Raw genomic sequence first — 20,245 nt, 5'->3', positions numbered from 1 at the left:
ACCGGGGTCTTGCCGCAAGCCCCCCGGTACGCTATACGTTGAAAGTGGAAGGGAGTGACTACTCCCCCTTCCCCCCTCATCGTCCGCTATGGATGGCTCACGCCTCCTCGATGACCTCGATGGCGCCCACCGGGCAGACCGCGGCGGCCTCCCGGACCGCGACGTGCTGGTCCGCACCCGGCTCTGCCTCCAGCAGGAGGACGACGCCGTCGTCGTCACGCTGGTCGAACACCTCGGGCGCGATCAGCGCGCACTGACCGGCGCCACAGCACTTGTCCTGGTCGACCATGACCTTCACGGCATTACCTCCTTGTGTACGAGCGGGTCACCAGCGGACCGGAACGGTACGCAGGCCGCCGACGGCCAGCCCCTCCACGCGCTCCAGCTCCGCCACCGGCACCGCCAGCTCCAGGCCCGGCAGCCTGCGCAGCAGCACCTCCAGCACGACCTGCAGCTCGGTACGGGCCAGCGCCTGGCCGAGGCAGGAGTGGGCGCCGGCGCCGAAGGCCAGATGCCGGTTCGGGCTGCGGGTCGCGTCGAACACCTCGGCGGCCTCGAACGCGCTCTCGTCCCGGTTGGCGGCGGCCATGCTGCAGATGACCGTGGTGCCCTTGGGCAGGTGCTCACCGCTGACCTCGGTCTCCTCCTTGAGGTACCGGGGCAGGCCGAAGCCGGAGTTGGCGTCCAGGCGCAGCGACTCCTCGACCGTGCTGCGGATCAGCTCGGGGTCGGCCAGCAGCGCTTCCCAGCGGCTGCGGTCGGCCAGCAGCATGGAGACCATCTTGCCGATCATGTTGGCGGTGGTCTCGTGCCCGGCGACCAGCAGGCCCATCCCGGTGACCACGATCTGCAGGTCGTTCAGGCCGCCGTCCTCCGGGCCGCCGGCCGCGATCAGCTCGCTCAGCAGATCCTGGCTCGGCTCGGCGCGCTTGGCGGCGAGGTGGTCGGACATGTACTGGAAGAACTCGGCCTGGGCCGCCTCGATCTCGTCCTTGGGGTAGCGGGTGAGGTTGAGCAGGGTGTCGGACCAGTACGAGAACCGGTCACGGTCGGCGGCGGGCACGCCGAGCATGTCGCAGATGACGTACACGGGCAGCGGGAAGCCCAGGGACGCTTTCAGGTCACCGGGGGCGCCGCCCTCGACCATGGCGTCGATGAGGTCGTCGGCGATCCGCGCCATGGTCGGCCGCAGGGCGTTCATGCGCTTGGCGGTGAACCACTTGCCGACCAGCCGCCGCCAGTTCTGGTGCTCCTCCCCGCTGTCCGGGAGGATCGTCGCCATGTCACTGCTGAACAGCCCGCCGTCCTCGGTGTCCGACAGCCGGGCCGCGTCCGGCGCGGTCAGCAGCCGGGTGAAGCGCGGGTCGGCGAGCACCTGCTTGACGTCCTCGTAGCGGGTCAGCAGCGTCGCCCGGTCGCCGCTCGGCAGGGTCACGTGGGCGACCGGGCACGTGCCGCGCAGCTCGGCCCATTCGGCGGGCGGGTCGAGCGCGGCGTCGCTCGGGATCGGGTAGCTCAGAACCTGCTCGTTGGCACTCATTCGCTGTCTCCTTGGCTGTTCAGCCGGCCCTGGTGACCGTGCCGCCGCAGCGCTCGCTCTCCACATTAACCTACAGATGCAAGAAAACTTACACATGTCGGTTATGGATAGAGTGGTGTCGTGGTCACCGCCAGAGAGAGCAACCCCCCGTCGAGCGACCGGCGTGTGCGCCGGACTCGATCAGCCTTGGCGCGAGCGCTGATCGAACTGGTCGAGGAGCGTGACCTGTCCCGGATCAGCGTTTCGGACGTCGCCGAGGCCGCCGGGGTGAGCCGCTCGGCCTTCTACGACCACTACCGAGACGTCCACGAGCTGGCCGAGGACGCCTGCACCGCGATGATCGACAACCTGATCGAGTCCCTGCCCGGTCCCGGCCTCGACTCGCCGGACCTGGCGCAGGAGGCGATCTCAGGGCTGACGGCGTTCTTCGGCAGCCTGACCGAGCACGCGGGGCTCTACCGCGCGCTGCTGGGGCCGGAAGGCAGCGCCCGCGTCGCCGGCCACATCCGGCGCCGCCTCGCCGGGGTCGTGCGTGAGCGCCTGGCGCATGCCGACGCCGGCGTCTGGCCGGAGCGCGTCCCGCACGACGTGACGGCCGCCTTCACGGCGGGCGCGCTCATCGGCGTGGCCGTGGACTGGATCGAAGGCGGGTGCTCCCGGACCCCGGCCGAGATGGCCGAGGTGACCTGGCCGCTGCTGAACGCGCAATACCGCATCAACGAGACCGGCGACAGCTGAGCCCCGCGTCCTCACGGAAGGAGCGGCGGCCGGTGATCGATCAGTCATCACCCGCCGCGATGCCCAGGGTGGACAGGAAGGCCGTGGCGGCGGGCGAGGGCCGGAAGCGGCTCCAGATGAGGTGCTCCACCCGGGCCGGAGCGTCGCTGAGCCGGATGCTGAGCAGCCCGGGGAGTTCGTCGGCGAAGGCGGCGGGCAGCATGCCGATGGCCAGGCCCTGCCGGATCAGGCGGGCCATGAAGTCCGGGGCGGTGATCTCGAAGGCGACCTCGCGCCGGACTCCCGCCGCCGCGAAGGCCCCGTCCGTCTGGGCCCGCGCGGCGGTGCCCGAGGGGAAGTCCACGAACGGTTCGTCCGCCAGCCGGTGCAGGTCCACGTCCTCCTCGTCCGCCAGCGGGTGGCCGGGCGCCACCATGGCGACGAGGTCGCCGCGCGCCAGTTCGTGGCCGCGCACGCCCTTGGGCCGCACCCCCGGGGGAAGCCCCAGGAAGGCGGCGTCCAGGGCGCCCTGCCGGACGCCTTCGGCCAGTTCCTCGCTCCCGCCCGAGCGGAGGCTGATCCGTACCGCTCGGTGGCGCAGGTGGAACTGTTTCAGCGCGGTCGGGAGATCGACCGCCGTGACGGTGGGGATGGCGCCGATGGCGAGCCGGCCGCGGATCTCGCCGGCGGCGGCCGCCACCTCGGCGCGGGCCCGGTCGGCGGCGTCCAGGGCCTGGCGGGCCGCCGGGAGGAACGCCTCGCCTGCGGGGGTGAGCCGGACGCGACGGCTGGTGCGGTCGAACAGCCTGGCGCCGAGCTCACGTTCCAGGCGGGCGATCTGGTGGCTCAGCGCGGACTGGACGACCAGGCACTGCTCGGCGGCCCGGGTGAAGTTGCTCGTCTCCGCGACCGCGACGACGTACCGCATCTGCTGAAGCTCCATCGATCAATCGTGATGCACGATCGATCCGATGACAAACATGTGTTGGACTCATTGATCCTCCATCGCCGACGCTAGAGGGCATGACGGCGACAGCACTTCACAGGAACGGCGGGCTGCTCCTGCTCATGTCGGTGGCGACGGGGCTGGCGGTCGCGGGGAACTACTTCGCGCAGCCGCTCCTCGACGTGATCGGCGGCGAGCTGGGGATCGGACCGTCGATGGCGGCGCTGGTGGTGACGGCCGCGCAGGTCGGCTACGCGCTGGGGTTGATCCTGCTGGTGCCGCTCGGCGACCTGCTGGAGCGGCGGCGGCTGGCGGTGTCGCTCTACGCGGCGACCGCGGTGTTCCTGCTGGTGTCCGCCACCGCCCCGAACGGCACGGTGCTCCTGATCAGTACGGCCCTGACCGGGCTGACCTCGGTCGGCGCGCAGGTGGTGGTGCCGTTCGCGGCCACGCTGGCGGATCCGGCCGAACGCGGCCGGGTGGTCGGCACGGTGATGACCGGCCTGATGCTCGGCCTGTTGCTGGCGCGTACCGCGTCGGGAGCGCTGTCGGAGCTCGGCGGCTGGCGGACGGTCTACTGGGTGAGCGCGGCCCTGATGACGCTCATGGCCGTACTGCTGCGGATCTTCCTGCCCCGGCTCGGCGGCGACGGCGCCCGCCTGTCCTATGCCGGGCTGCTGCGCTCGACGCTGGCGATGTACCGGTACGAGCCGTTGCTGCGGTGGCGGGCGGCCATCGGCGCGTTGAGCCTCGCCTCGTTCAGCGTGCTGTGGACGGCGCTGACCTTCCTGCTGGCGCGCTCGCCGTACGACTGGACGGAGTCGGCGATCGGCCTGGTCGGCCTGGTCGGCGCCGTCGGCGCGCTGACCGCCACGGTGGCGGGACGGCTGGCCGACCGCGGGCACGTCCAGAGGGTGACCGGCGTCGGGACCGTCCTGCTGGTGGCCTCCTGGACGGCACTCGCCGCCGGGGCGAACTCGCTGCTCTGGCTGCTCGTCGGCGTGATCGTGCTGGACCTGGCCCACCAGGCGGTGCTCAACAGCAGCCAGAACATCCTGTACGCGCTCCGCCCCGAAGCCCGTAACCGGATCAACTCCGCCTTCCTGACCGCCTTCTTCGCCGGGGGCGCGGTGGGCTCCGCGCTGGCCTCGGTCGTCTGGGTGTACGGCGGCTGGACCGGGGTGTGCGTCCTGGGCGCCATCCTCTCGGCCGGGACCGTCACGCTCTGGGTCCTGGAGCGCGCCACCGTCAACCGGGCGGCGGCGAAGATCCCCGTTTCTGTCAAAGGAGAATGACCATGTCGCGTACCGTGCTCATCACCGGAGCCACCGGAACCGTGTCCACCGCGCTGATGGACGCGCTGCGAGGGGCCGACGTGGCCCTTCGCGCCCTCGTCCGTGACGAGTCCAAGGCGGACGGCCTGCTGGAAAGGAACACCGAGGTCTTCATCGGCGACCTCGACGACCCCAGGTCGCTGCCGCCCGCCTTCGCGGGCGTACAGGATCTGTGGCTGCTCACCCCGAACAGCCCGCGTGCCCCCGAGAACAACATGAACGCCCTGTGGGCCGCACGCCGGGCCGGGGTGGAGCGCGTCGTGCGCCTGTCCGTCGTCGGCGCGGCGCACGACGCGCCGAACCGCAGCGGCAGGCTGCACGCGCTGTCCGACGCCGAGACCGAACGCTCCGGCCTGCGCTGGACGATCCTGCGTCCCCACTGGTTCATGCAGAACCTGCTGAACGAGGCGGCCGACCTCGCCGCCACCGGCACGTTCGCGACGAACCTCGCCTCGGCGCGGATCGGGATGATCGACGTACGCGACATCGCCGAGTGCGCCGCCCGCGTGCTCCTCGACGACCCGGATCGCCACCATGGCCAGACCTACACCCTCACCGGCCCGCGCTCGGTGGCGCTCCACGAGGTCGCCGACGCGATGGGGCTCGCTCTCGGCAGGCCCGTCACGTACCTGCCGGTCAGCGACGACGCCAAGCGCGCGACCCTGCTCGGCTACGGCGTGCCGGCCTGGATCGTCGACATGCTCGAAGAGTACGCGCAGGCGTACGTCACCGGCTGGGGTGATCTCACCACCGACACGGTCGCCGGCCTCCTCGGCCGCGCCCCGCGCGACATCGCCGACTTCGCCCGCGACCACGCCGCGGCGTTCGGCTCCCGGACACCGCTCCCTTCGGTGTAGCGCCTACTGCGATGGGTGTAGAGCCGAGTGACGCTCGGCGGACGACGCGCTCCCGCCGGAGCCCGGCCTAGCGTTCTCCGCATGACAACGGAGAGATTCACCATCGGCAAGAAAGTGATCGTCGCGATCACCGGACTGGTCCTGACGGCCGGTTCCCTGGGACCGGCCGGCGCCCAGGCGGGCACCACCGGCGAGAGCACCGGCGAGAGCACCGCCGCGGTGGCCGCGCCGAAGCCGCCGAAGGGCGCCAGGGCCGTGGTCCAGGTCAGCCCCAACCCCACCACCAGGCGAGGCCAGGAGCTGACGATCACCGGCCACTGCGGCGGCGGAAAAGGACTCAAGGCCGTGCTCGGCGGGATCGACAGGGAGCACCCTATGCTGCGGAACGTCCGCATCATCGACGACAACCCGCGGGGATTCGTGGCGAAGGCCACCCTCGCCCCCCATATCGGCAATGGCGTCGGCCCTATCTTCGTGGACTGCGGCGGCGAGGCGGGCGTGACCCTCCTGGTCACCCACGTCTGACCCGCCCCGGCCCCTTCGCGGCCCTGGACCCATCGGTCCACGCGGCCGCGGAAGCGGGACCCTTCGGTCCGCGCGGCCGCGGAAGCGGGACCCATGGGGCGTCCAGGCGACCCGTCCATCACCGTCGAGAAAGCGCCTCCCCTATGACCGAACCCGCTCCCCTCCGGCACTTCGCCCGGGTCACCGACGTCGCGCTCGCCGTCGTCACCGCGGTCATGTTCGTCGCGGTCGCCCTCGCCACCGGCGTGCACAGCCCCTGGCACGGCCCGATCTACCTCGCTCTGCTGCTCGGAGCGCTCCTCCTGGTCAGGCGTCGATGGCCGATGACCGTGCTGCTGCTGTCGATCGGCGGGATCTTCGTCTATCACCTCGGCGGAGTTGAGTCTCCCGCCGGCTGGATCTGGCCGGCCGCGGTCGCCTACTACACCGCCGCCACCACGCCGCGCGTGCGCTGGGTGGCCGCCATCGGCCTGGCCCAGCTGGCCTACTCCGCAATCGACTTCCGCTGGGCCCTGGACTCCAATCCGACCCGCTACGCGTTCCACCTCGTGGGGGAAGGGCTGCTCCTGGCGCTCCTCATCGCCGCGGGCCTCGCGTACGCCGCCGCGCTGCGCTGGGGTGAGCGGTTGCGCGAGACCGACAGTCGGGCGCGCGCCGCCGAGGAACGGCTGCGCGTCTCCCACGAGGTGCACGACATCGTCGCCCACACGCTGGCCCTGGTCGGCGTGCAGCTCAACGTCGCCGCCGACACTCTCCACGAGGATCCGGCGGCGGCCGCCGCCGCGCTGAGCCTGGCCAAGGAGGTCAGGAACCGGGCGATGGCCGATCTGCGCTCCCTCATCGCGGTCCTGCGCGACAGCCCCGGCGACACCGCACCGCACCTCGATCCGGCCTCCTTGGGCAGGCTCGTCGCCGACGCCCGGGACGCCGGACTCGACGTGACCCTCGACGAGCACGGAGACCCCGCGGCCGTCCCCGCCCTTCCCGCCATCGCCGTCTACCGCGTCGTCCAGGAGTCCCTCGCCAACACGATCAAGCACGCGGGGGCGAGCAAGGCCGAGGTGACGATCGGCTACGGGCCACGCTCGATCACCGTCGAGGTCACCGACAACGGCCGCGGCAGCACCGGCAGCACCGGCATCGTCGAAGGCCACGGCATGACCGGCATGCGGGAGCGGGTGAGCGCCCTCGGGGGCGCGCTCACCGCCGGGCCGACGCCCGCCGGCTTCGCCGTGCGGGCCGACATCCCTGTGGCAGGCTCGACGGCATGACGATCAAGGTGCTCCTCGCCGACGACCAGGCACTCGTACGGGCCGGCTTCCGCAGCCTGCTGGCCCGCTCCCGGGACATCACGGTCGTCGGCGAAGCCGCCGACGGGGACGAAGCCGTCCGGCTGGCCGTGCGTACCCGCCCGGACGTGATCCTCATGGACATCCGCATGCCGGGCACCGACGGCATCACCGCCACCCGCCGCATCGTCACCGACCAGGCCTTACCTGGCTGCCGGGTCATCATCCTCACCACATTCGACACCGAGGAGCACGTCTTCGCCGCGCTGCGCGCCGGGGCCAGCGGCTTCCTCACCAAAGAGGTCGAACCCGCCGACCTGCGCCGGGCGGTCACCGCAGTCGCCGCCGGGGACGCACTCCTGTCCCCGGGCGTGACGCGCCGCGTCATCGAGCAGTTCGCCCACCGGCAGGACCTCAGGCCCGATGCGGCGCAGCGACTGGCCGCCCTCACCGCCCGCGAGTCGGAGGCGGTCAAGCTGGTGGCGCTCGGCCTGTCCAACCACGAGATCGCCGAGCGCCTGGTCATCAGCCCGCTCACCGCCAAGACCCACATCACCAGGGCCCTCGCCAAGCTGGCCGTACGCGACCGGGTCCAGCTCGTCATCCTGGCCTACGAGAGCGGCCTGGTCCGGCCAGGCGGTTAGCCGCCGCGTTCTCGGGCGTGCCGGGCGCGGGCGCCCCACCTCGGAGCGCCCGCCTTCCCTCGTCAGAAGTCGTCGACGGTGCGGATCCGGTCCCGGATCCAGACGCCGGCCTCCTTGAGGCGGCCCGTCCCGGCGAACGAGCCGTTCGGGCAGGTGCCGGTGGTGAAGACGGCGCCGGTGCGGAAGTCGTCGGAGAAGTTCCAGTTCACCCAGCTGATCTTCTTCTGGGCCAGCAGGTCGAGGTACTGCTGCGACCGGGAGAAGTTGTTGGCTCCGTCGCCGGACGCGGTCTGGGTGCCGAACTCGGTCACGAAGATCGGCAACCGGTCGGCGGCCCGGGACAGCGTGTTCAGGTACTCGGTGCCGTGCGAGGCCGCGTAGAAGTGGAACGTGTACATGATGTTGGCCGCGTTGACCGGGCTATTGACGATCTCGGTCTCGTTGCCGCCGCCGGAGACGCCGAGCGAGGACCAGGCGCGGGTGCCGACCAGGATCGGGGCGTCGGGGTCGTGCTGGCGGATCACCGGGATGAGCTGGTGCGCGTAGTCGCGGATGACGGACCAGGTGACGGCGTCGCCGTTGGGCTCGTTGGCGATCTCGTACAGAACGTTCTTCTTGCCGTTGTGCCGCTGGGCGATCTCGGTGAAGAAGGTCTTGGCCCGGCCGAGGTTGTACATCGGGTCACCCGGGTCGAGCATGTGCCAGTCCACGATCGCGTACATGCCGCGGGCGGTGGCCATTTCGATCAGGGAGTGCACCCGGTCGGTGAACAGCCGGGGGTTGGTCTCGTACCCGTCCTCCTGGATGTACATCGAGATGCGCAGGACGTCGGCCTTCCAGTCGGTGGCCAGCGCGTCGAGCGAGGCGTTGTTGAGGCACTGGTTGTACCACTGGATGCCGTGGCTGCTCATGCCGCGCAGCTGGATCTGCTTGCCGCTCTCGTTGCAGAGCTTGATGCCGCACACCCGCAGCTGCCCGTTGGCCTGCACCGGGGTGCCGCCGCCGCCACCGCCCGTGGGTGCCCCGTAGACCTCCATCTCCCACAAGGAGTAGCCGTACGGGGTGCCGCGCTGCGTGCCGTACATCCGCACGTACCGGCCACTGCCGTTGACCGTGAGGTCGTCGATCCCTCCGTCGCCGGAGGTGGTGGAGTAGACGTCGGTCCAGGTGGACCCGTCGGGCGAGGTCTGCACGCGGTACGCCGTGGCGTAGGCGGCCTCCCAGTTCAGCCGCACCCGGGAGACGGTGTGCGTGGCGCCGAGGTCGACCCGGATCCACTGCGGGTCGATCCCCTCGGCGCTGGCCCACCGCGTGGCCGCGTCACCGTCCACCGCCTTGCCCGGCTCCAGACCGGCGGCCTCGACCGACAGGGCCGTCACGGTCTTGCCCTGGGACACCAGCGGGTCGGCCGCCGACCCGGCGCTCGCGCTCACGCCGGTCGGCACCATGAGCGGCGCCATCAGCGCGGCTATGACCGCGAAGATCCTCGCACCTGCACTTCGCCTCACGAACGACTCCGATCCTCGGGCCCGGTTAGGAAAGTTTCTTAACTTGCGGCGCAGCATAGGTTGACACCGAACCTCACACAAGGCCCAAAGTTCCAGAAAGGACTCACCGGCGGTCCCGCGACAGCCGTACGGCGAACGCGAGGCCGTCCGTCAGGTGAATCCGGCGAGCGACCGAAGCGGAGGAGACGTCAGGTCAGGACTGCACCCACAGGTGGTAGAGGCCGGGCGCGCTCCAGTTGGTCGGGATGACGACCTCTCAGGTCAGCGAATGCGCCGTCCCGTCTCGGCGCAGGAGTACCCACCCAGCGCCTCCGCCTCGGCGCGGAAGTCCGGCCGCTCCAGCAGCGCCCACAGCGGAGCCAGCGCCTCCTCCGACAGCGCGCCGGTACGCAGCACCAGGTCGTACGGCTCCTGGGCCACCGGGACGAAGTCGAGCCCGAAGGCCCGGGCGGCGGCGAGAATCCCCAGCCCGGCGTCCGCCCGTCCGGCGGCCACGGCCGCCGCCACCGCCAGGTGGGTGTGCTCCTCGCGCGCGTAGCCCGCGATCTCTCCTGGGTCGATGCCCAGCCCGGCCAGCTGGTGATCCAGCAGCGCCCGCGTGCCGGCGCCGCGCTGCCGGTTCACGTACCGCAGGTCGGGCCTGGTCAGGTCCTTGATCCCGGCCAGGCCGAGCGGGTTGCCGGGAGCGACGAGCAGTCCCTGGTCGCGGTGGACCAGCCGGACCACGGCGATGTCGGCGCCGGTGCCCAGCAGCCTGTCCACGTACGGCAGCGTGTACTCGCCGGTGGACGGATCCAGCAGATGCGACCCCGCCAGGTGGCACAGGCCGTCGCGCAGCGCCACCAGGCCGCCCAGCGAGCCGACGTTCGACGACGCCAGCGTGATCAGCGGGTCCGCCGCGCGCAGGGCGGAGGCCGCGAGGTCGAGCACCAGGTCGTGCGAGCCGATCGCGACGATGGTCCGGCCGATCTCGGACAGGCCGCGCAGCAGCTCGACCCGGACCTCCTCCCCGGCGTGGTGGCCCTCCACCCCGGAGGGCACGACGAGCAGGCCGTCCGCGCGGACGAGTGAGGTGAGCACGCCGGCGCCCCGGGGCAGCGGGGTGGCGACGAGCCGGTCCTGCACCCGCCCGAGGCGGACCCGTACCCAGTCGTCCATGCCGATGGCGGACGGCAGCTTCCTGGCCAGGTGCGCCGTGGCCGAGGGGCGTTCGCGCGGCGCGGCGCCCTCCAGCTCGGCGAGCATCGGAGCCGCGAAAATGTCGAAGGTCAGCGCCGCCGACACCGGGTAGCCGGGCACGCCGATCACGGGCGTCTCCGCCACCGCGCCGAGGACGACGGGATGGCCGGGGCGCACGGCGACCCCGTGGACCGCGACGACGCCGGCCCCGGCGACCACGCGGGCGGTGTAGTCGTCGCGCCCCGCGCTGGAGCCCGCGATGAGCAGGACGAGGTCGGCCTCGCGGGTGGCCTCGCGGAGCACGCCGGTGATGGCCTCGGGGTCGTCGGGGACGATCTCGGTGACGTGGGCCATGCAGCCGGCCGCCCTGGCCTGCGCGGCCAGCATCATCGAGTTCGTGTCGAGGATGTCGCCGGGGGCGAGCTCCGCGCCGATCGGGCGGATCTCGTCGCCGGTCGGCACGATCACCACGCGCGGCGCGCGGCGGACGCCGAGCTCGACGGCGCCCGCCGCCGCGCAGGCGGCGACGTCGACGGGGCGCAGCCGGTGGCCCTCCGGAAGCAGCAGCTCGCCGGCGGCGATGTCCTCCCCGATGGAGCGGACGTGCTGGTAGGGCGGTACGGCCGCGCGGAGCTCGGCCTCCCCGTCCGGGGTGCGGTGCACGTGCTCACGCATGACCACGGCGTCGTACCCGTCGGGCAGCGGGTCGCCGGTGTCGACCACCTCGAAGTCGCCGGCGGCGAGGAGCACCGGGCTGGTCTCGGCCGCGCCGACGGTGTCGGCGGCGCGTACGGCGATGCCGTCCATGGCGGCGGAGTCGAAGGCGGGCGAGGACCGCAGCGCCCACACCGGCTCGGCCGTCACCCGCCCCACGGCGGCGGCCACCGGCACGCGGACCAGGCCGATCCGGGCGGGGCAGCCCGCCGCGGCACGCGCCGCACGCCAGACGGCGAGGGCCCGCCCCGCCGGAACGTCGGAGACGAAGGGACTTGCTGCGCTCATCGGTACAGGACGACCTCTACCTCGGTGCCCGCGTCCAGCCCGGTGGCCGGTTCGGGCACGATCACGTATCCGTCGGCGCGGGTCAGCACCGACAGCAGCGCCGACGGGCCGAAGAGCGGCTCCGCGACACCGTCCCGGACCCCGACCTGGACCACGTCGAGCCGGCCAGCCGCCGACGCCAGGTCGCGCGAGAGCCGCGCACGTGTGCTCGGCTCCGGTGGCGGTGCCTCGCACCCGGCGATGCGCCACAACAACGGTACCCCGACCTGCCCGAACACCACCAACGCGGACAGCGGGTTGCCCGGCAGCCCGATGAGCGGGATCCCGGAGCACTCGGCCAGCAGGGTGGGCTTGCCCGGCTTGATGGCGATCCCGTGGCACCAGACCGCACCGAGGGCGGCCACCGCGCCCGCCGTCTCGTCCCTCGCCCCGACCGACGAGCCCGCCGACACGACCACCAGGTCGGCCTCGGCCACGACCGCGGCCAGCCGGTCCTTGAGCACGCCCGGCTCGTCCGGGACGATGCCGGCGATCACCGGCTCGCCGCCCGCGTCGGCGACCAGCCCCGCCAGCGCGGAGGCCGTGGCGTCGCGTACCTGCCCGGAGGCGAGCTCCACGGTGCCGGGTGGCACCACTTCATCCCCGGTGGAGATGATCGCCACCCGGGGCCGGCGGTGCACGGCGACCGTGGTCACCCCCGCTGCGGCGAGGAAGCCGAGGTCAGGGGCGCGCAACGGCCGGCCGCCGGGCGCCAGGACGCCGCCCGCGGCCACGTCCTCGTCGGCGCGGACGATGCCGCCGCCCGGGGCGACCGGCCGGGTCACCTCGATCGTGCCCGGCATCGTCTCCGCGGTGTACTCCACCATGACCACCGCGTCGGCGCCGGCCGGAAGCACTCCCCCGGTCGGCATCGCGACGCAGCCGCCGGCCCGGACCGCCACGGTGGGTTCGGCGCCCATCCGCACCGCGCCCACCAGGTCCAGGTAGGACGGCAGCCCGTCGGAGGCGCCGTAGGTGTCCATCGCCCGGACCGCGAAGCCGTCCACGGTGGAACGTGCGAAGCCGGGCAGCGCGGCGGGTGCCGTGATGTCCGCGACGGGCACCCGGTGCAGCGCCGCGGACAACGGGACGCGCTCCACCGGCGTGCGATGCGCGGGCCGGAATCCGGACCGAACCTCGGCGAGGGTACGGGCGGTGAAGAACTCCTTGCCGCTCAACGGTCCGGTTGCTCTTCCGAGCCTTCGGGCCGGGGCTGCGGACGAGCCGCCGCGGCGCCCTTGTTCAGCCCGAGCACGGACACCACCGGGCCCAGCGCCACCTGTCCGAGCCCGCAGATCGACGTCTTGCGCATGGTCTCCTCCAACTGCAGGATCCGGCCGCTCTGCGCGTCATCGAGGGCGGCGGCCCCCGAGTCCAGCGCGCCGCGCAGCACGTCGTGGGCCTTGGTGGAGCCGACCCGGCAGGGCACGCACTTGCCGCACGACTCGTTGCGGAAGAAGCGCAGCACGTTCGTCGAGGCGGCCAGCAGGTCGGTGCCCTCGGCGAGCACCACCAGGGCGCCGGAGCCGAGCATGGTCCCGGCCTCGGCGAGCGTCCCGAAGTCCAGCGCCAGGTCCAGCTTGTCGGGGCCGATGAAGTTGGAGGACGCGCCACCCGGCTGGACGGCGCCGACCCGGGCGCCGCCGAGCACGCCGCCGGCCAGGTCGATCAGCGCGCGCACCGTGGTGCCCATCGGCACGCAGTAGACGCCGGGGTTCTCGACGTGCCCGGAGACGGCGAAGAACTTCCAGCCGACGCAGTCACCCTCGCCCTGCTCGGCCCACCAGTCGGCGCCGCGCCGCAGGATCACCGGCACGTCGGCGAAGGTCTCCACCGAGTTGATCAACGTGGGGCGGCCGTGCAGGCCGTAGTTGCCCGGGAAAGGCGGCTTGTTGCGCGGCTCGCCCCGGTGGCCCTCCATGCACTCCAGCAGCGCGGTCTCCTCGCCGAGGATGTAGCCGCCGGGCGAGACGAAGAGGTCGAGCTCGAGGCGGCGGCCACTGCCGCAGGCGTTCGCGCCGATCAGCCCGGCCTCACGCAGGGCCGCGATCTCCGCGCGCAGCACGCGCTCCTCGGGGCCGTACTCGTGCCTGATGAAGATCCAGCCCTGCTCGGCGCCGACCACGGCCATGCCGAGCAGGAGGCCCTCGATCACCAGGTGCGGCTGGTCGGTCAGGATCTGACGGTCCTTGAACGTGCCCGGCTCGGACTCGTCGGCGTTGCAGATCGCGTACTTGACACTGCCCGGCTCGGCGGCGGCGACCAGGCCCCACTTCCTGCCGGTGGGGAACCCCGCGCCACCCATGCCACGCAGGCCGGAGGCCTCCAGCGTGGCCACCACGCTCTGCGCGCTCAGCTCGCCGGCCAGCAGCGCACGCAGGCTCTCGTACCGGGTGGAGACGTCCGAACCGGCCGGGTACGGATCGTTCGGCCACGGCTCGGCGCGGGGCGTCACGACGGCCTCGCCGAGCTCCTCCTCCCGCGCGGCGGCCACGAGCGCGTCGACGTCGGCGACCGGCGCGGGGTGCTCGTTGACGGCCAGCGCCGGGGCGCTGTCGCAGCGGCCCAGGCAGGACACCTCCACGAGCTCGATCTCGGTGTCGTCGCCGTAGCGGTCGCGTACCTCGGCGATCCGGTCGTCCGCCGAGCGCAGCCAGCACGACAGGTCGTGGCACACGCTGACGGCCACCTTGGCGGGCGGGGTCGTGCGGAAGTGCGGGTAGAACGAGACGAGGCCCTCGATCTCGTAGAGCGGCCGCCGCATGGTGCGGGCCAGCTCCTCCAGCTCCTCGCGCGGCAACCAGCCCAGCCGCGCCTGGATGGCGTTGAGCGCGGGGATCAGCGACGGCCCGGGGAACTTCCCGGCTCGTGCCTCCACACCGGGCACCCGGGGACGTCCCAGCTCAAAACTCGTGGTCATTCAGACACTTCCCCTGCTGCAGACAACGCCTCGACCTGAATCGCGCAGAACTTGAACTCGGGGATCTTGCCGTAGGGGTCGATCTCGTCGATCGTCAGCAGGTTCGCCGCCGCCTCCCGGAAATGGAACGGGATGAAGCAGTTGCCCAGCTGCTCGCGGTGGGAGACGCGTACCTGCAGCTCGATGGCGCCGCGCCGGGAGCGCACCCGCGCCCTCTGGCCGTGCGACAGCCCCCGGTCGGCGGCGTCCTTGGGGTGCATGTACACCTCGGCGATCGGCGCGATGGCGTCCAGCGCGTACGACCGCCGGGTCATCGACCCGGTGTGCCAGTGTTCGAGCAGCCGGCCGGTGTTGAGCACCAGCGGGTACTCCCCGTCCGGCAGCTCCTTCGCCGGCAGCCACTGCGCGGGGACGAGGTGGGCGAGTCCGTCGTCGGTGTTGAACCGCTCGTCGAACAGGACCACGGTCCCGTCGGAGTGCTCGGGGTCGTCGTTGGGGTAGAGCTTTCCGGTCAGCCCGAGGTTGTCGTGCCGCAGGTTCGCGTACGAGGGCATCAGCGCGACCATCTCGTCGAACACCTCGCTGGGCGAGGAGTAGGACCAGTCCAGCCCGATCCGCCGGGCGAGGTCCTGGATGATCTCCCAGTCCACCCGGGCCTGGCCCGGCGGGTCCAGCACCTTGCGCCCGAGCTGCACCCGGCGGTCGGTGTTGGTGTAGCTCCCCTCCTTCTCCAGGTACGACGACGCCGGCAGGATGACGTCGGCGAACTCCGCGGTCTCGGTCAGGAAGATGTCCTGCACCACCAGGAAGTCCAGCTGCGACAGCGCCTTGCGCACCTTGTTGATGTTGGGGTCGGACAGGAACGGGTTCTCGCCCAGCATGTACATGCCGCGCACGCCGCCGGGCTTGAGCACCGAGCCGATGATCTCGGTGACGGTGAGACCGCGGTTCGGGTCGAGCTCCGTGCCCCAGGCCTCCTCGAACCGCCGGCGGGTGGCGTCCCGGTCGACGCCCTGGTAGTCGGGGAAGAACATGGGGATCAGCCCGGCGTCGGAGGCGCCCTGGACGTTGTTCTGCCCGCGCAGCGGGTGCAGACCGGTCCCCGGCCTGCCCACGTTGCCGGTGATCGAGCAGAGCGCGATCAGGCAGCGGGCGTTGTCGGTGCCGGTGGTGTGCTGGGAGATGCCCATGCCCCAGTAGACGACGCCGGCCTTCGCCTCGCCCCAGACCCGCGCGACCTCCCGGATCAGGTCCGCGTCGACACCGGTGATCTGCGCGGCGCGCTCCGGTGGGTACTCGTTGACCGTGCGGACCAGCTCTTCGAAGCCGGAGACCCGGGCCTTGACGAATTCCAGGTCGATCAGGCCGAGCCGGATCACCTCGTGCATGATCGCGTTGTAGAACGCCACGTCGGTGCCGGGCTTGACCTGGCAGTGGTAGTCGGCGTGCTCGGCCACGGTGTTGGCGCGCGGGTCGACATAAATGATCTTCGTGCCGCGCCGCCGGGCCTGCTTGAAGAAGGAGCTGGCGACGGGGTGGTTCGCCGTCGGGTTCGAGCCGGTGATGATCACGACCTCGGCGTTGGCGACGTCGCCGTACGTGGTCGACACCGCGCCGGAGCCGACGCCCTCGAACAGCGCGGCCACCGACGAGGCGTGGCAGAGCCGGGTGCAGTGGTCGACGTTGTTGGTGCCGAAGCCGGCCCGGATCAGCTTCTGGAAGAGGTACGCCTCCTCGTTGGAGCACTTCGCGGAGCCGAACCCCGCGATGGCGCCGGCGCCCTGCTCCGCGTGGATCTCCTTCAGCCGCCGGGCGACGAGGTCGAGCGCCTCCTCCCAGGTGGCCTCGCGGAAGTGCGGCAGCACCTCGTCGTAGTCGACCAGGCCGCCGGGCTTGCGCCGGCGGTCCTTGCCGTTCTTGCTCAGCTTGGCGCTGCGCCCGCCACCGCTGCGGCCACCGCCGGCGCCGGCGCGGCCCCGGTCGTTGTCCGCGTCGCCGCGCACGTCCGCCGACAGCGGGCCCTTGGGATAGGACGACTCGATCCGGATCAGCGGCACGGTCAGGCGCTGCGGCGACGCCGCGTAGTCCCAGCCGTACCGGCCCTTGACGCACAGCCGGCTCTGCGAGCCCGGCTGGTCGCGGCCTTCCGCGTACGCGATCGCACCGCGCGACCGGTCGACGTAGTAGGTGAGAGCACAGCCGACGCCGCAGTACGGGCACACGCTGTCGACCGCGTCCAGCTCCTCGCGGGGGCGGATGGGGATGGTGTTGATCGCCTTGTTGGTCAGGGCGCCGGTGGGACAGGCCTGCACGCACTCACCGCAGGTCACGCAGGAGCTGGCGCCCATCGGATCGTTCAGGTCGAACGCGATCTTGGTCGAATAGCCCTTGCCCGAGCGGCCGATGACGTCGTTGCCCTGGATGTCGTCGCACGCGCGGACGCAGCGGTCGCAGAGGATGCACGCGTCATGGTCGACCGCGATCACCGGATTGGAGATGTCCAGGCCCCGGCCTGAGCCGCACGGCAGGTCGGTCGTCTCCTTGGCCACGTCGAACCGATCGGCGAGGTCGAGGAGCAGGTTGTCGCCGGTGGTCGTCTGTTTCGGGTCCTCCGCGCGCGGCGGCTGGTCGGAGATCAGCAACTCGGTCAGGGTGGCCCGGTTACGCTCCAGCTCCGGAGTGCTGGTCTTGACCTGCATGCCCTCCTCGCAGGGGCGCACGCAGGCGGCGGCGAAGGCCCGCCCGCCGGTGTCCACCACGCACATGCGGCAGACCCCGACGGGGTCATATCGCTCGTTATGGCACAACACCGGAATATCTACATCTACCAGTTTCGCGGCATCGTAGATGCTGGTGCCGTCCGGAACGGTCACCGTACGGCCATCGATCTCGACCGTCACCGTCCGTACGGTCGTCGCCGGCTCGTCGAGCGTCGTCATCTCCACCTCATCAGTCGAGCAGTGAAGCTGCATACAGGATACGGCATACAGTATTTCGTCGCAATTGTCGCTTTTCGCGAGCCGAGGCCTTCACGCCGCATGGCTACGCCTCCAGCAGCAGACCCGGGAGATCGGCCGCCGTGACGCGCCCTTCCTCGTCCAGGCCGCGCTCGACGTAGTAACCGGCGATCATCGACCGCAGGCGGTCCGCGTCCAGCGACGCACGGCGGCCGGAGCCCAGCTCCAGTGGCGTTTCCAGCATCCGGGCCGGTAGCGTGTCGTCGGCCGCGGTGGCCCCCTCGCGCATGTTGAACGCGCGCTTGGCCCGGACGATCCGCCGGGCGGTGTCCCGCAACTCGGCGGCGTCCAGCTCCCACCCGGTGACCAGCGCCAGCAGCCTGGCCCACTCGGTGAAAGGGTCGTCGAAGACGCCGCGCAGGAACTTGCAGAGGATCATCGAGTCCATGACCGCGGCACGGTCCTCGGTGTCGACCGCGGCGGCGACATGGGCCGCGCCGCCGGCCAGCCGGTCGAGATCACCCGACAGGTCGGCCTCGTAGGCGCCGGACCGGTTGTGATCGGCCCCCCTGGCGTTCACCGCGAGCCCGAGCGCCATCGCCTGCAGGCTGCGCGGCTCGTAACCGGGCAGCTCCAGCCCCTTGACCTGCGGCGCGAAGTCGATCGAGGCGTGCCCGACCACGCCGGCGGCCCGGCGCGAGCCCTGCGCGAGCAGCTCTCCCAGGCCCGGGGAGCGCTCCCCGATCGCGTCCAGCGCCCGCAACAGCGCCGCGCCGTCGCCGAACCGCAGCCACGGCTCGTCGAGCAGACCACGTTCGACGCACTCCATCGCCCACGCGATGGTGCCACCCGCCGAGATGGTGTCGATGCCCAGCTCGTCGCAGCGTGCGCTGGCGGCGAACACCTCGTCGGGGTCGGACACGCCGCAGAGCGAGCCGAGCGCGAAGACGTTCTCGTACTCCATCCGCTGGCTGCCGCCGCCCTTGCGCGAGTAGATGTGCTCGCAGCCGATGGAGCACGACGCGCAGCTGTTGCGCGCCACCCCCCGCAGCTCGTGCAGCTCCTCGGCGGCCAGCCGGGGCGCCCCTTCGAAGGTCGCCGCGGTGAAGTTGCGGGTGGGCAGGGTGCTGACGGCGTTGAAGGCCAGGAGGTTGGCCAGCGTGCCCAGCTCCCGGTATTTCGCGGTGGCCGGGCCGAAACTGCGCCGGCGCAGGTCCCGGGCGGCGGCGAGGACCCCCGGCTGGTCCGCGACCGACACCTTGGTCGCCGCTCTGACCAGCACCGCCTTGATGTTCTTCGCGCCCATCGTCGCGCCCAAGCCACCCCGGCCGGCGTGGCGGCCGTCATGGCTGATGGTCGCGTATCTGACCTGGCGTTCACCCGCCGGGCCGATGGCCGCGGTGCGCCAGGTGCGGCCGAACCGCGCCTTCGCCGCGGACTCCGCCTCGGCGGCGCTCAGCCCGGCGAGCTCGGGAGCCGGTTCGAGACGTACGCCGTCGCCGTCGATCAGCAGCACCGAGAGCTCGTCGGCGCGACCGCGGATCACGATCGCGTCATGCCCGGTCAGCTTGCCGGCGATGGCGAACTGGCTGGAGGCGAGGGCGTCGGTCAGCAGTCCGGTCAGCGGCGACTTGGCCACCACCGCGAACTTCGCGCTGGTCGTCAGCGGGGTGCCGACCAGCGCGGAGAAGACGAAGGCCAGCGGCGCCTCCGGTGCCAGGGGATCAACCCCGGCGGGTGCCAGCCGGTGCAGCAGCCACGTGCCGAGGCCCACCCCGCCCAGGTAGGACCGCAGCACCCGCTCGTCCAGCTCGTAGGGAGTGCTGCTCGCCTGCCCGCCGACGACGTCCACGAGGAGCGCTTGTCCGAAAAATCCACCAGGCGCCATATCTCGACCTTACGACCTCATCCGCCTGCGTCCGCCGACAGGAAGGCGACGGTGTCCCCCGCGACCAGCGGCAACGCCTCATCCCGGGTGACCTGGTCACCGTTGAGCGCGGCCACCACGTGACGGTTCAGGGTCAGCCCGGCCGAGGCGGCCGCGGCGCCGAGCGTGGCGGCCCGGACACCGCGTGGCCGATGGCCGCCGTTCCTCGCCAGCGCCCCGAAACACTCCACCATGACCTCCGGCGGCACCCGGTCGCGGGCCGCCGCGTAGTCGTCCGGGGAGTTGAGGTTCACCACGGACTCCAGGGTCGGGTCGTGCCGGGCGAGCTCGGCGTCGGCCAGCAGTTCCTCGTCGCTCAGCCGGGCCACCGCACAGTGCTTGAAGATCATTCCAGGCCGAAGGTCGCCCGCGGCCAAGAGGTCCGTGATCAGCCCGGCCAGGGCGGTCCGGTAGCCGGCGGCCAGCGGCTGCCGGAAGCCCCGGGCCACCGGCAGCGCGACATCCGTCCCGGGAGACAGGGCGCGCAGAACCCGGCGGACGAAGGCCGGATGGAGGAACGGCATGTCGATCGAGCACACGAACGCCGTCTCGGCCCGGTCCGCCACCGACGCGAGCCCCACGGCCAGCCCCTGCATGGGGCCGAGTCCTTCCACGGGATCCTCGACCACCGAGACCCCCGAGGGCAGCGGCGGGAGCTCCTGGCCGGGCGCGGCCACCACGACGACCGGCCCGTCGACCGTCCTGGCGAGGACCGCGGCGGCCCGGTACAGCAAGGTCGAACCGTGCCACTCCAGCCAGGCCTTCGGCTGCCCCATCCGCGTGGAGCGCCCGCCCGCCAGCACGACGCCCGCAGCAGTCTCCATGCCCGCATGGTAGGCCACGTCCTGAGTCGCGCTCACG

Annotated in this window: 16 protein-coding genes; 6 read left to right on the top strand and 10 right to left on the bottom strand. The window is 71.9% G+C overall.

Translation table 11 applies throughout. The features are described from left to right. Positions 1-97: 97 nt before the first annotated feature. Together OHA68_RS17235 and OHA68_RS17230 are read right to left on the bottom strand one after the other, a co-directional pair. Positions 98-298 carry a ferredoxin gene (locus tag OHA68_RS17235; protein WP_327108555.1) on the bottom strand — a complete coding sequence of 67 codons (201 nt, stop codon included), beginning with the start codon at positions 296-298 and terminating at the stop codon, positions 98-100. A 27-nt stretch (positions 299-325) separates the two neighbouring features. Then, positions 326-1,540: a cytochrome P450 gene (locus OHA68_RS17230; RefSeq protein ID WP_327108554.1), complete on the bottom strand. Its 1,215-nt coding sequence runs from the start codon at positions 1,538-1,540 to the stop codon at positions 326-328. A 120-nt stretch (positions 1,541-1,660) separates the two neighbouring features. On the opposite strand from OHA68_RS17230, the gene OHA68_RS17225 reads away from it, so the two are divergent. Next, complete coding sequence (locus OHA68_RS17225; protein WP_327108553.1) at positions 1,661-2,278, top strand: TetR/AcrR family transcriptional regulator; 618 nt, start codon at positions 1,661-1,663, stop codon at positions 2,276-2,278. A 40-nt stretch (positions 2,279-2,318) separates the two neighbouring features. Here OHA68_RS17225 and OHA68_RS17220 read toward each other — a convergent pair whose 3' ends face one another. Continuing rightward, the gene (locus tag OHA68_RS17220) at positions 2,319-3,200 is read right to left on the bottom strand and encodes a LysR family transcriptional regulator (RefSeq protein ID WP_327108552.1); all 882 of its coding nucleotides are present in this window, start codon (positions 3,198-3,200) and stop codon (positions 2,319-2,321) included. A gap of 80 nt (positions 3,201-3,280) precedes the next feature. Here OHA68_RS17220 and OHA68_RS17215 point away from each other — a divergent pair, with 80 nt between their 5' ends. From OHA68_RS17215 to OHA68_RS17195, 5 genes are all read left to right on the top strand, one after another. Continuing rightward, positions 3,281-4,498, top strand: coding sequence for an MFS transporter (locus OHA68_RS17215; RefSeq protein ID WP_327108551.1), 1,218 nt, complete (start codon positions 3,281-3,283; stop codon positions 4,496-4,498). A 2-nt stretch (positions 4,499-4,500) separates the two neighbouring features. After that, positions 4,501-5,394, top strand: a complete 894-nt coding sequence (locus tag OHA68_RS17210) for an SDR family oxidoreductase (RefSeq protein ID WP_327108550.1) — start codon at positions 4,501-4,503, stop codon at positions 5,392-5,394. An 81-nt stretch (positions 5,395-5,475) separates the two neighbouring features. Beyond that, positions 5,476-5,919 (top strand): hypothetical protein, encoded by a 444-nt coding sequence (locus OHA68_RS17205; protein WP_327108549.1) that lies wholly within the window; start codon positions 5,476-5,478, stop codon positions 5,917-5,919. A 143-nt stretch (positions 5,920-6,062) separates the two neighbouring features. Next, the gene (locus tag OHA68_RS17200; protein ID WP_327108548.1) at positions 6,063-7,190 is read left to right on the top strand and encodes a sensor histidine kinase; all 1,128 of its coding nucleotides are present in this window, start codon (positions 6,063-6,065) and stop codon (positions 7,188-7,190) included. Then, positions 7,187-7,852: a response regulator transcription factor gene (locus OHA68_RS17195; RefSeq protein WP_327108547.1), complete on the top strand. Its 666-nt coding sequence runs from the start codon at positions 7,187-7,189 to the stop codon at positions 7,850-7,852. The genes OHA68_RS17200 and OHA68_RS17195 overlap by 4 nt, the downstream gene beginning before the upstream one ends. Before the next feature lie 62 nt (positions 7,853-7,914). Here OHA68_RS17195 and OHA68_RS17190 read toward each other — a convergent pair whose 3' ends face one another. The 7 genes from OHA68_RS17190 to mobA form a co-directional block, all read right to left on the bottom strand. After that, entirely contained in the window at positions 7,915-9,360 is a 1,446-nt protein-coding gene (locus tag OHA68_RS17190; RefSeq protein ID WP_327108546.1) for a cellulase family glycosylhydrolase, read from the bottom strand. 261 nt (positions 9,361-9,621) lie between these two features. Next, complete coding sequence (locus tag OHA68_RS17185; protein ID WP_327108545.1) at positions 9,622-11,541, bottom strand: molybdopterin biosynthesis protein; 1,920 nt, start codon at positions 11,539-11,541, stop codon at positions 9,622-9,624. Continuing rightward, positions 11,538-12,758, bottom strand: a complete 1,221-nt coding sequence (locus tag OHA68_RS17180) for a molybdenum cofactor synthesis domain-containing protein (protein ID WP_327108544.1) — start codon at positions 12,756-12,758, stop codon at positions 11,538-11,540. Before OHA68_RS17180 ends, OHA68_RS17185 begins: the two co-directional genes overlap by 4 nt. Beyond that, positions 12,755-14,500: an NAD(P)H-dependent oxidoreductase subunit E gene (locus OHA68_RS17175; protein WP_327108543.1), complete on the bottom strand. Its 1,746-nt coding sequence runs from the start codon at positions 14,498-14,500 to the stop codon at positions 12,755-12,757. Before OHA68_RS17175 ends, OHA68_RS17180 begins: the two co-directional genes overlap by 4 nt. Next, a complete protein-coding gene (gene fdhF, locus OHA68_RS17170; RefSeq protein ID WP_327108542.1) occupies positions 14,497-17,439 on the bottom strand; it encodes a formate dehydrogenase subunit alpha in 2,943 nt (980 codons plus the stop codon). Before fdhF ends, OHA68_RS17175 begins: the two co-directional genes overlap by 4 nt. Before the next feature lie 103 nt (positions 17,440-17,542). Then, positions 17,543-19,309, bottom strand: a complete 1,767-nt coding sequence (locus tag OHA68_RS17165) for an aldehyde ferredoxin oxidoreductase family protein (protein WP_327108541.1) — start codon at positions 19,307-19,309, stop codon at positions 17,543-17,545. Positions 19,310-19,362: 53 nt separating this feature from the next. Further along, entirely contained in the window at positions 19,363-20,208 is an 846-nt protein-coding gene (gene mobA / locus OHA68_RS17160; protein WP_327108540.1) for a molybdenum cofactor guanylyltransferase, read from the bottom strand. Positions 20,209-20,245 lie beyond the last annotated feature (37 nt).

Source organism: Nonomuraea glycinis (assembly GCF_035920485.1).
Taxonomy (GTDB): Bacteria; Actinomycetota; Actinomycetes; order Streptosporangiales; family Streptosporangiaceae; genus Nonomuraea; species Nonomuraea glycinis.
Note: the sequence above shows the minus strand (reverse complement) of the source record. Positions and strands in the feature narration are given on the sequence as shown.

What these genes read in the sequence shown, in the direction of transcription:
- OHA68_RS17220 (WP_327108552.1), bottom strand. Translation starts at nt 3,200, where the DNA reads ATGGAGCTTCAGCAGATGCGGTACGTCGTCGCGGTCGCGGAGACGAGC.
- OHA68_RS17205 (WP_327108549.1), top strand. Translation starts at nt 5,476, where the DNA reads ATGACAACGGAGAGATTCACCATCGGCAAGAAAGTGATCGTCGCGATC.
- OHA68_RS17175 (WP_327108543.1), bottom strand. Translation starts at nt 14,500, where the DNA reads ATGACCACGAGTTTTGAGCTGGGACGTCCCCGGGTGCCCGGTGTGGAG.
- OHA68_RS17200 (WP_327108548.1), top strand. Translation starts at nt 6,063, where the DNA reads ATGACCGAACCCGCTCCCCTCCGGCACTTCGCCCGGGTCACCGACGTC.
- mobA (WP_327108540.1), bottom strand. Translation starts at nt 20,208, where the DNA reads ATGGAGACTGCTGCGGGCGTCGTGCTGGCGGGCGGGCGCTCCACGCGG.
- OHA68_RS17195 (WP_327108547.1), top strand. Translation starts at nt 7,187, where the DNA reads ATGACGATCAAGGTGCTCCTCGCCGACGACCAGGCACTCGTACGGGCC.
- fdhF (WP_327108542.1), bottom strand. Translation starts at nt 17,439, where the DNA reads ATGACGACGCTCGACGAGCCGGCGACGACCGTACGGACGGTGACGGTC.
- OHA68_RS17185 (WP_327108545.1), bottom strand. Translation starts at nt 11,541, where the DNA reads ATGAGCGCAGCAAGTCCCTTCGTCTCCGACGTTCCGGCGGGGCGGGCC.
- OHA68_RS17210 (WP_327108550.1), top strand. Translation starts at nt 4,501, where the DNA reads ATGTCGCGTACCGTGCTCATCACCGGAGCCACCGGAACCGTGTCCACC.
- OHA68_RS17215 (WP_327108551.1), top strand. Translation starts at nt 3,281, where the DNA reads ATGACGGCGACAGCACTTCACAGGAACGGCGGGCTGCTCCTGCTCATG.
- OHA68_RS17230 (WP_327108554.1), bottom strand. Translation starts at nt 1,540, where the DNA reads ATGAGTGCCAACGAGCAGGTTCTGAGCTACCCGATCCCGAGCGACGCC.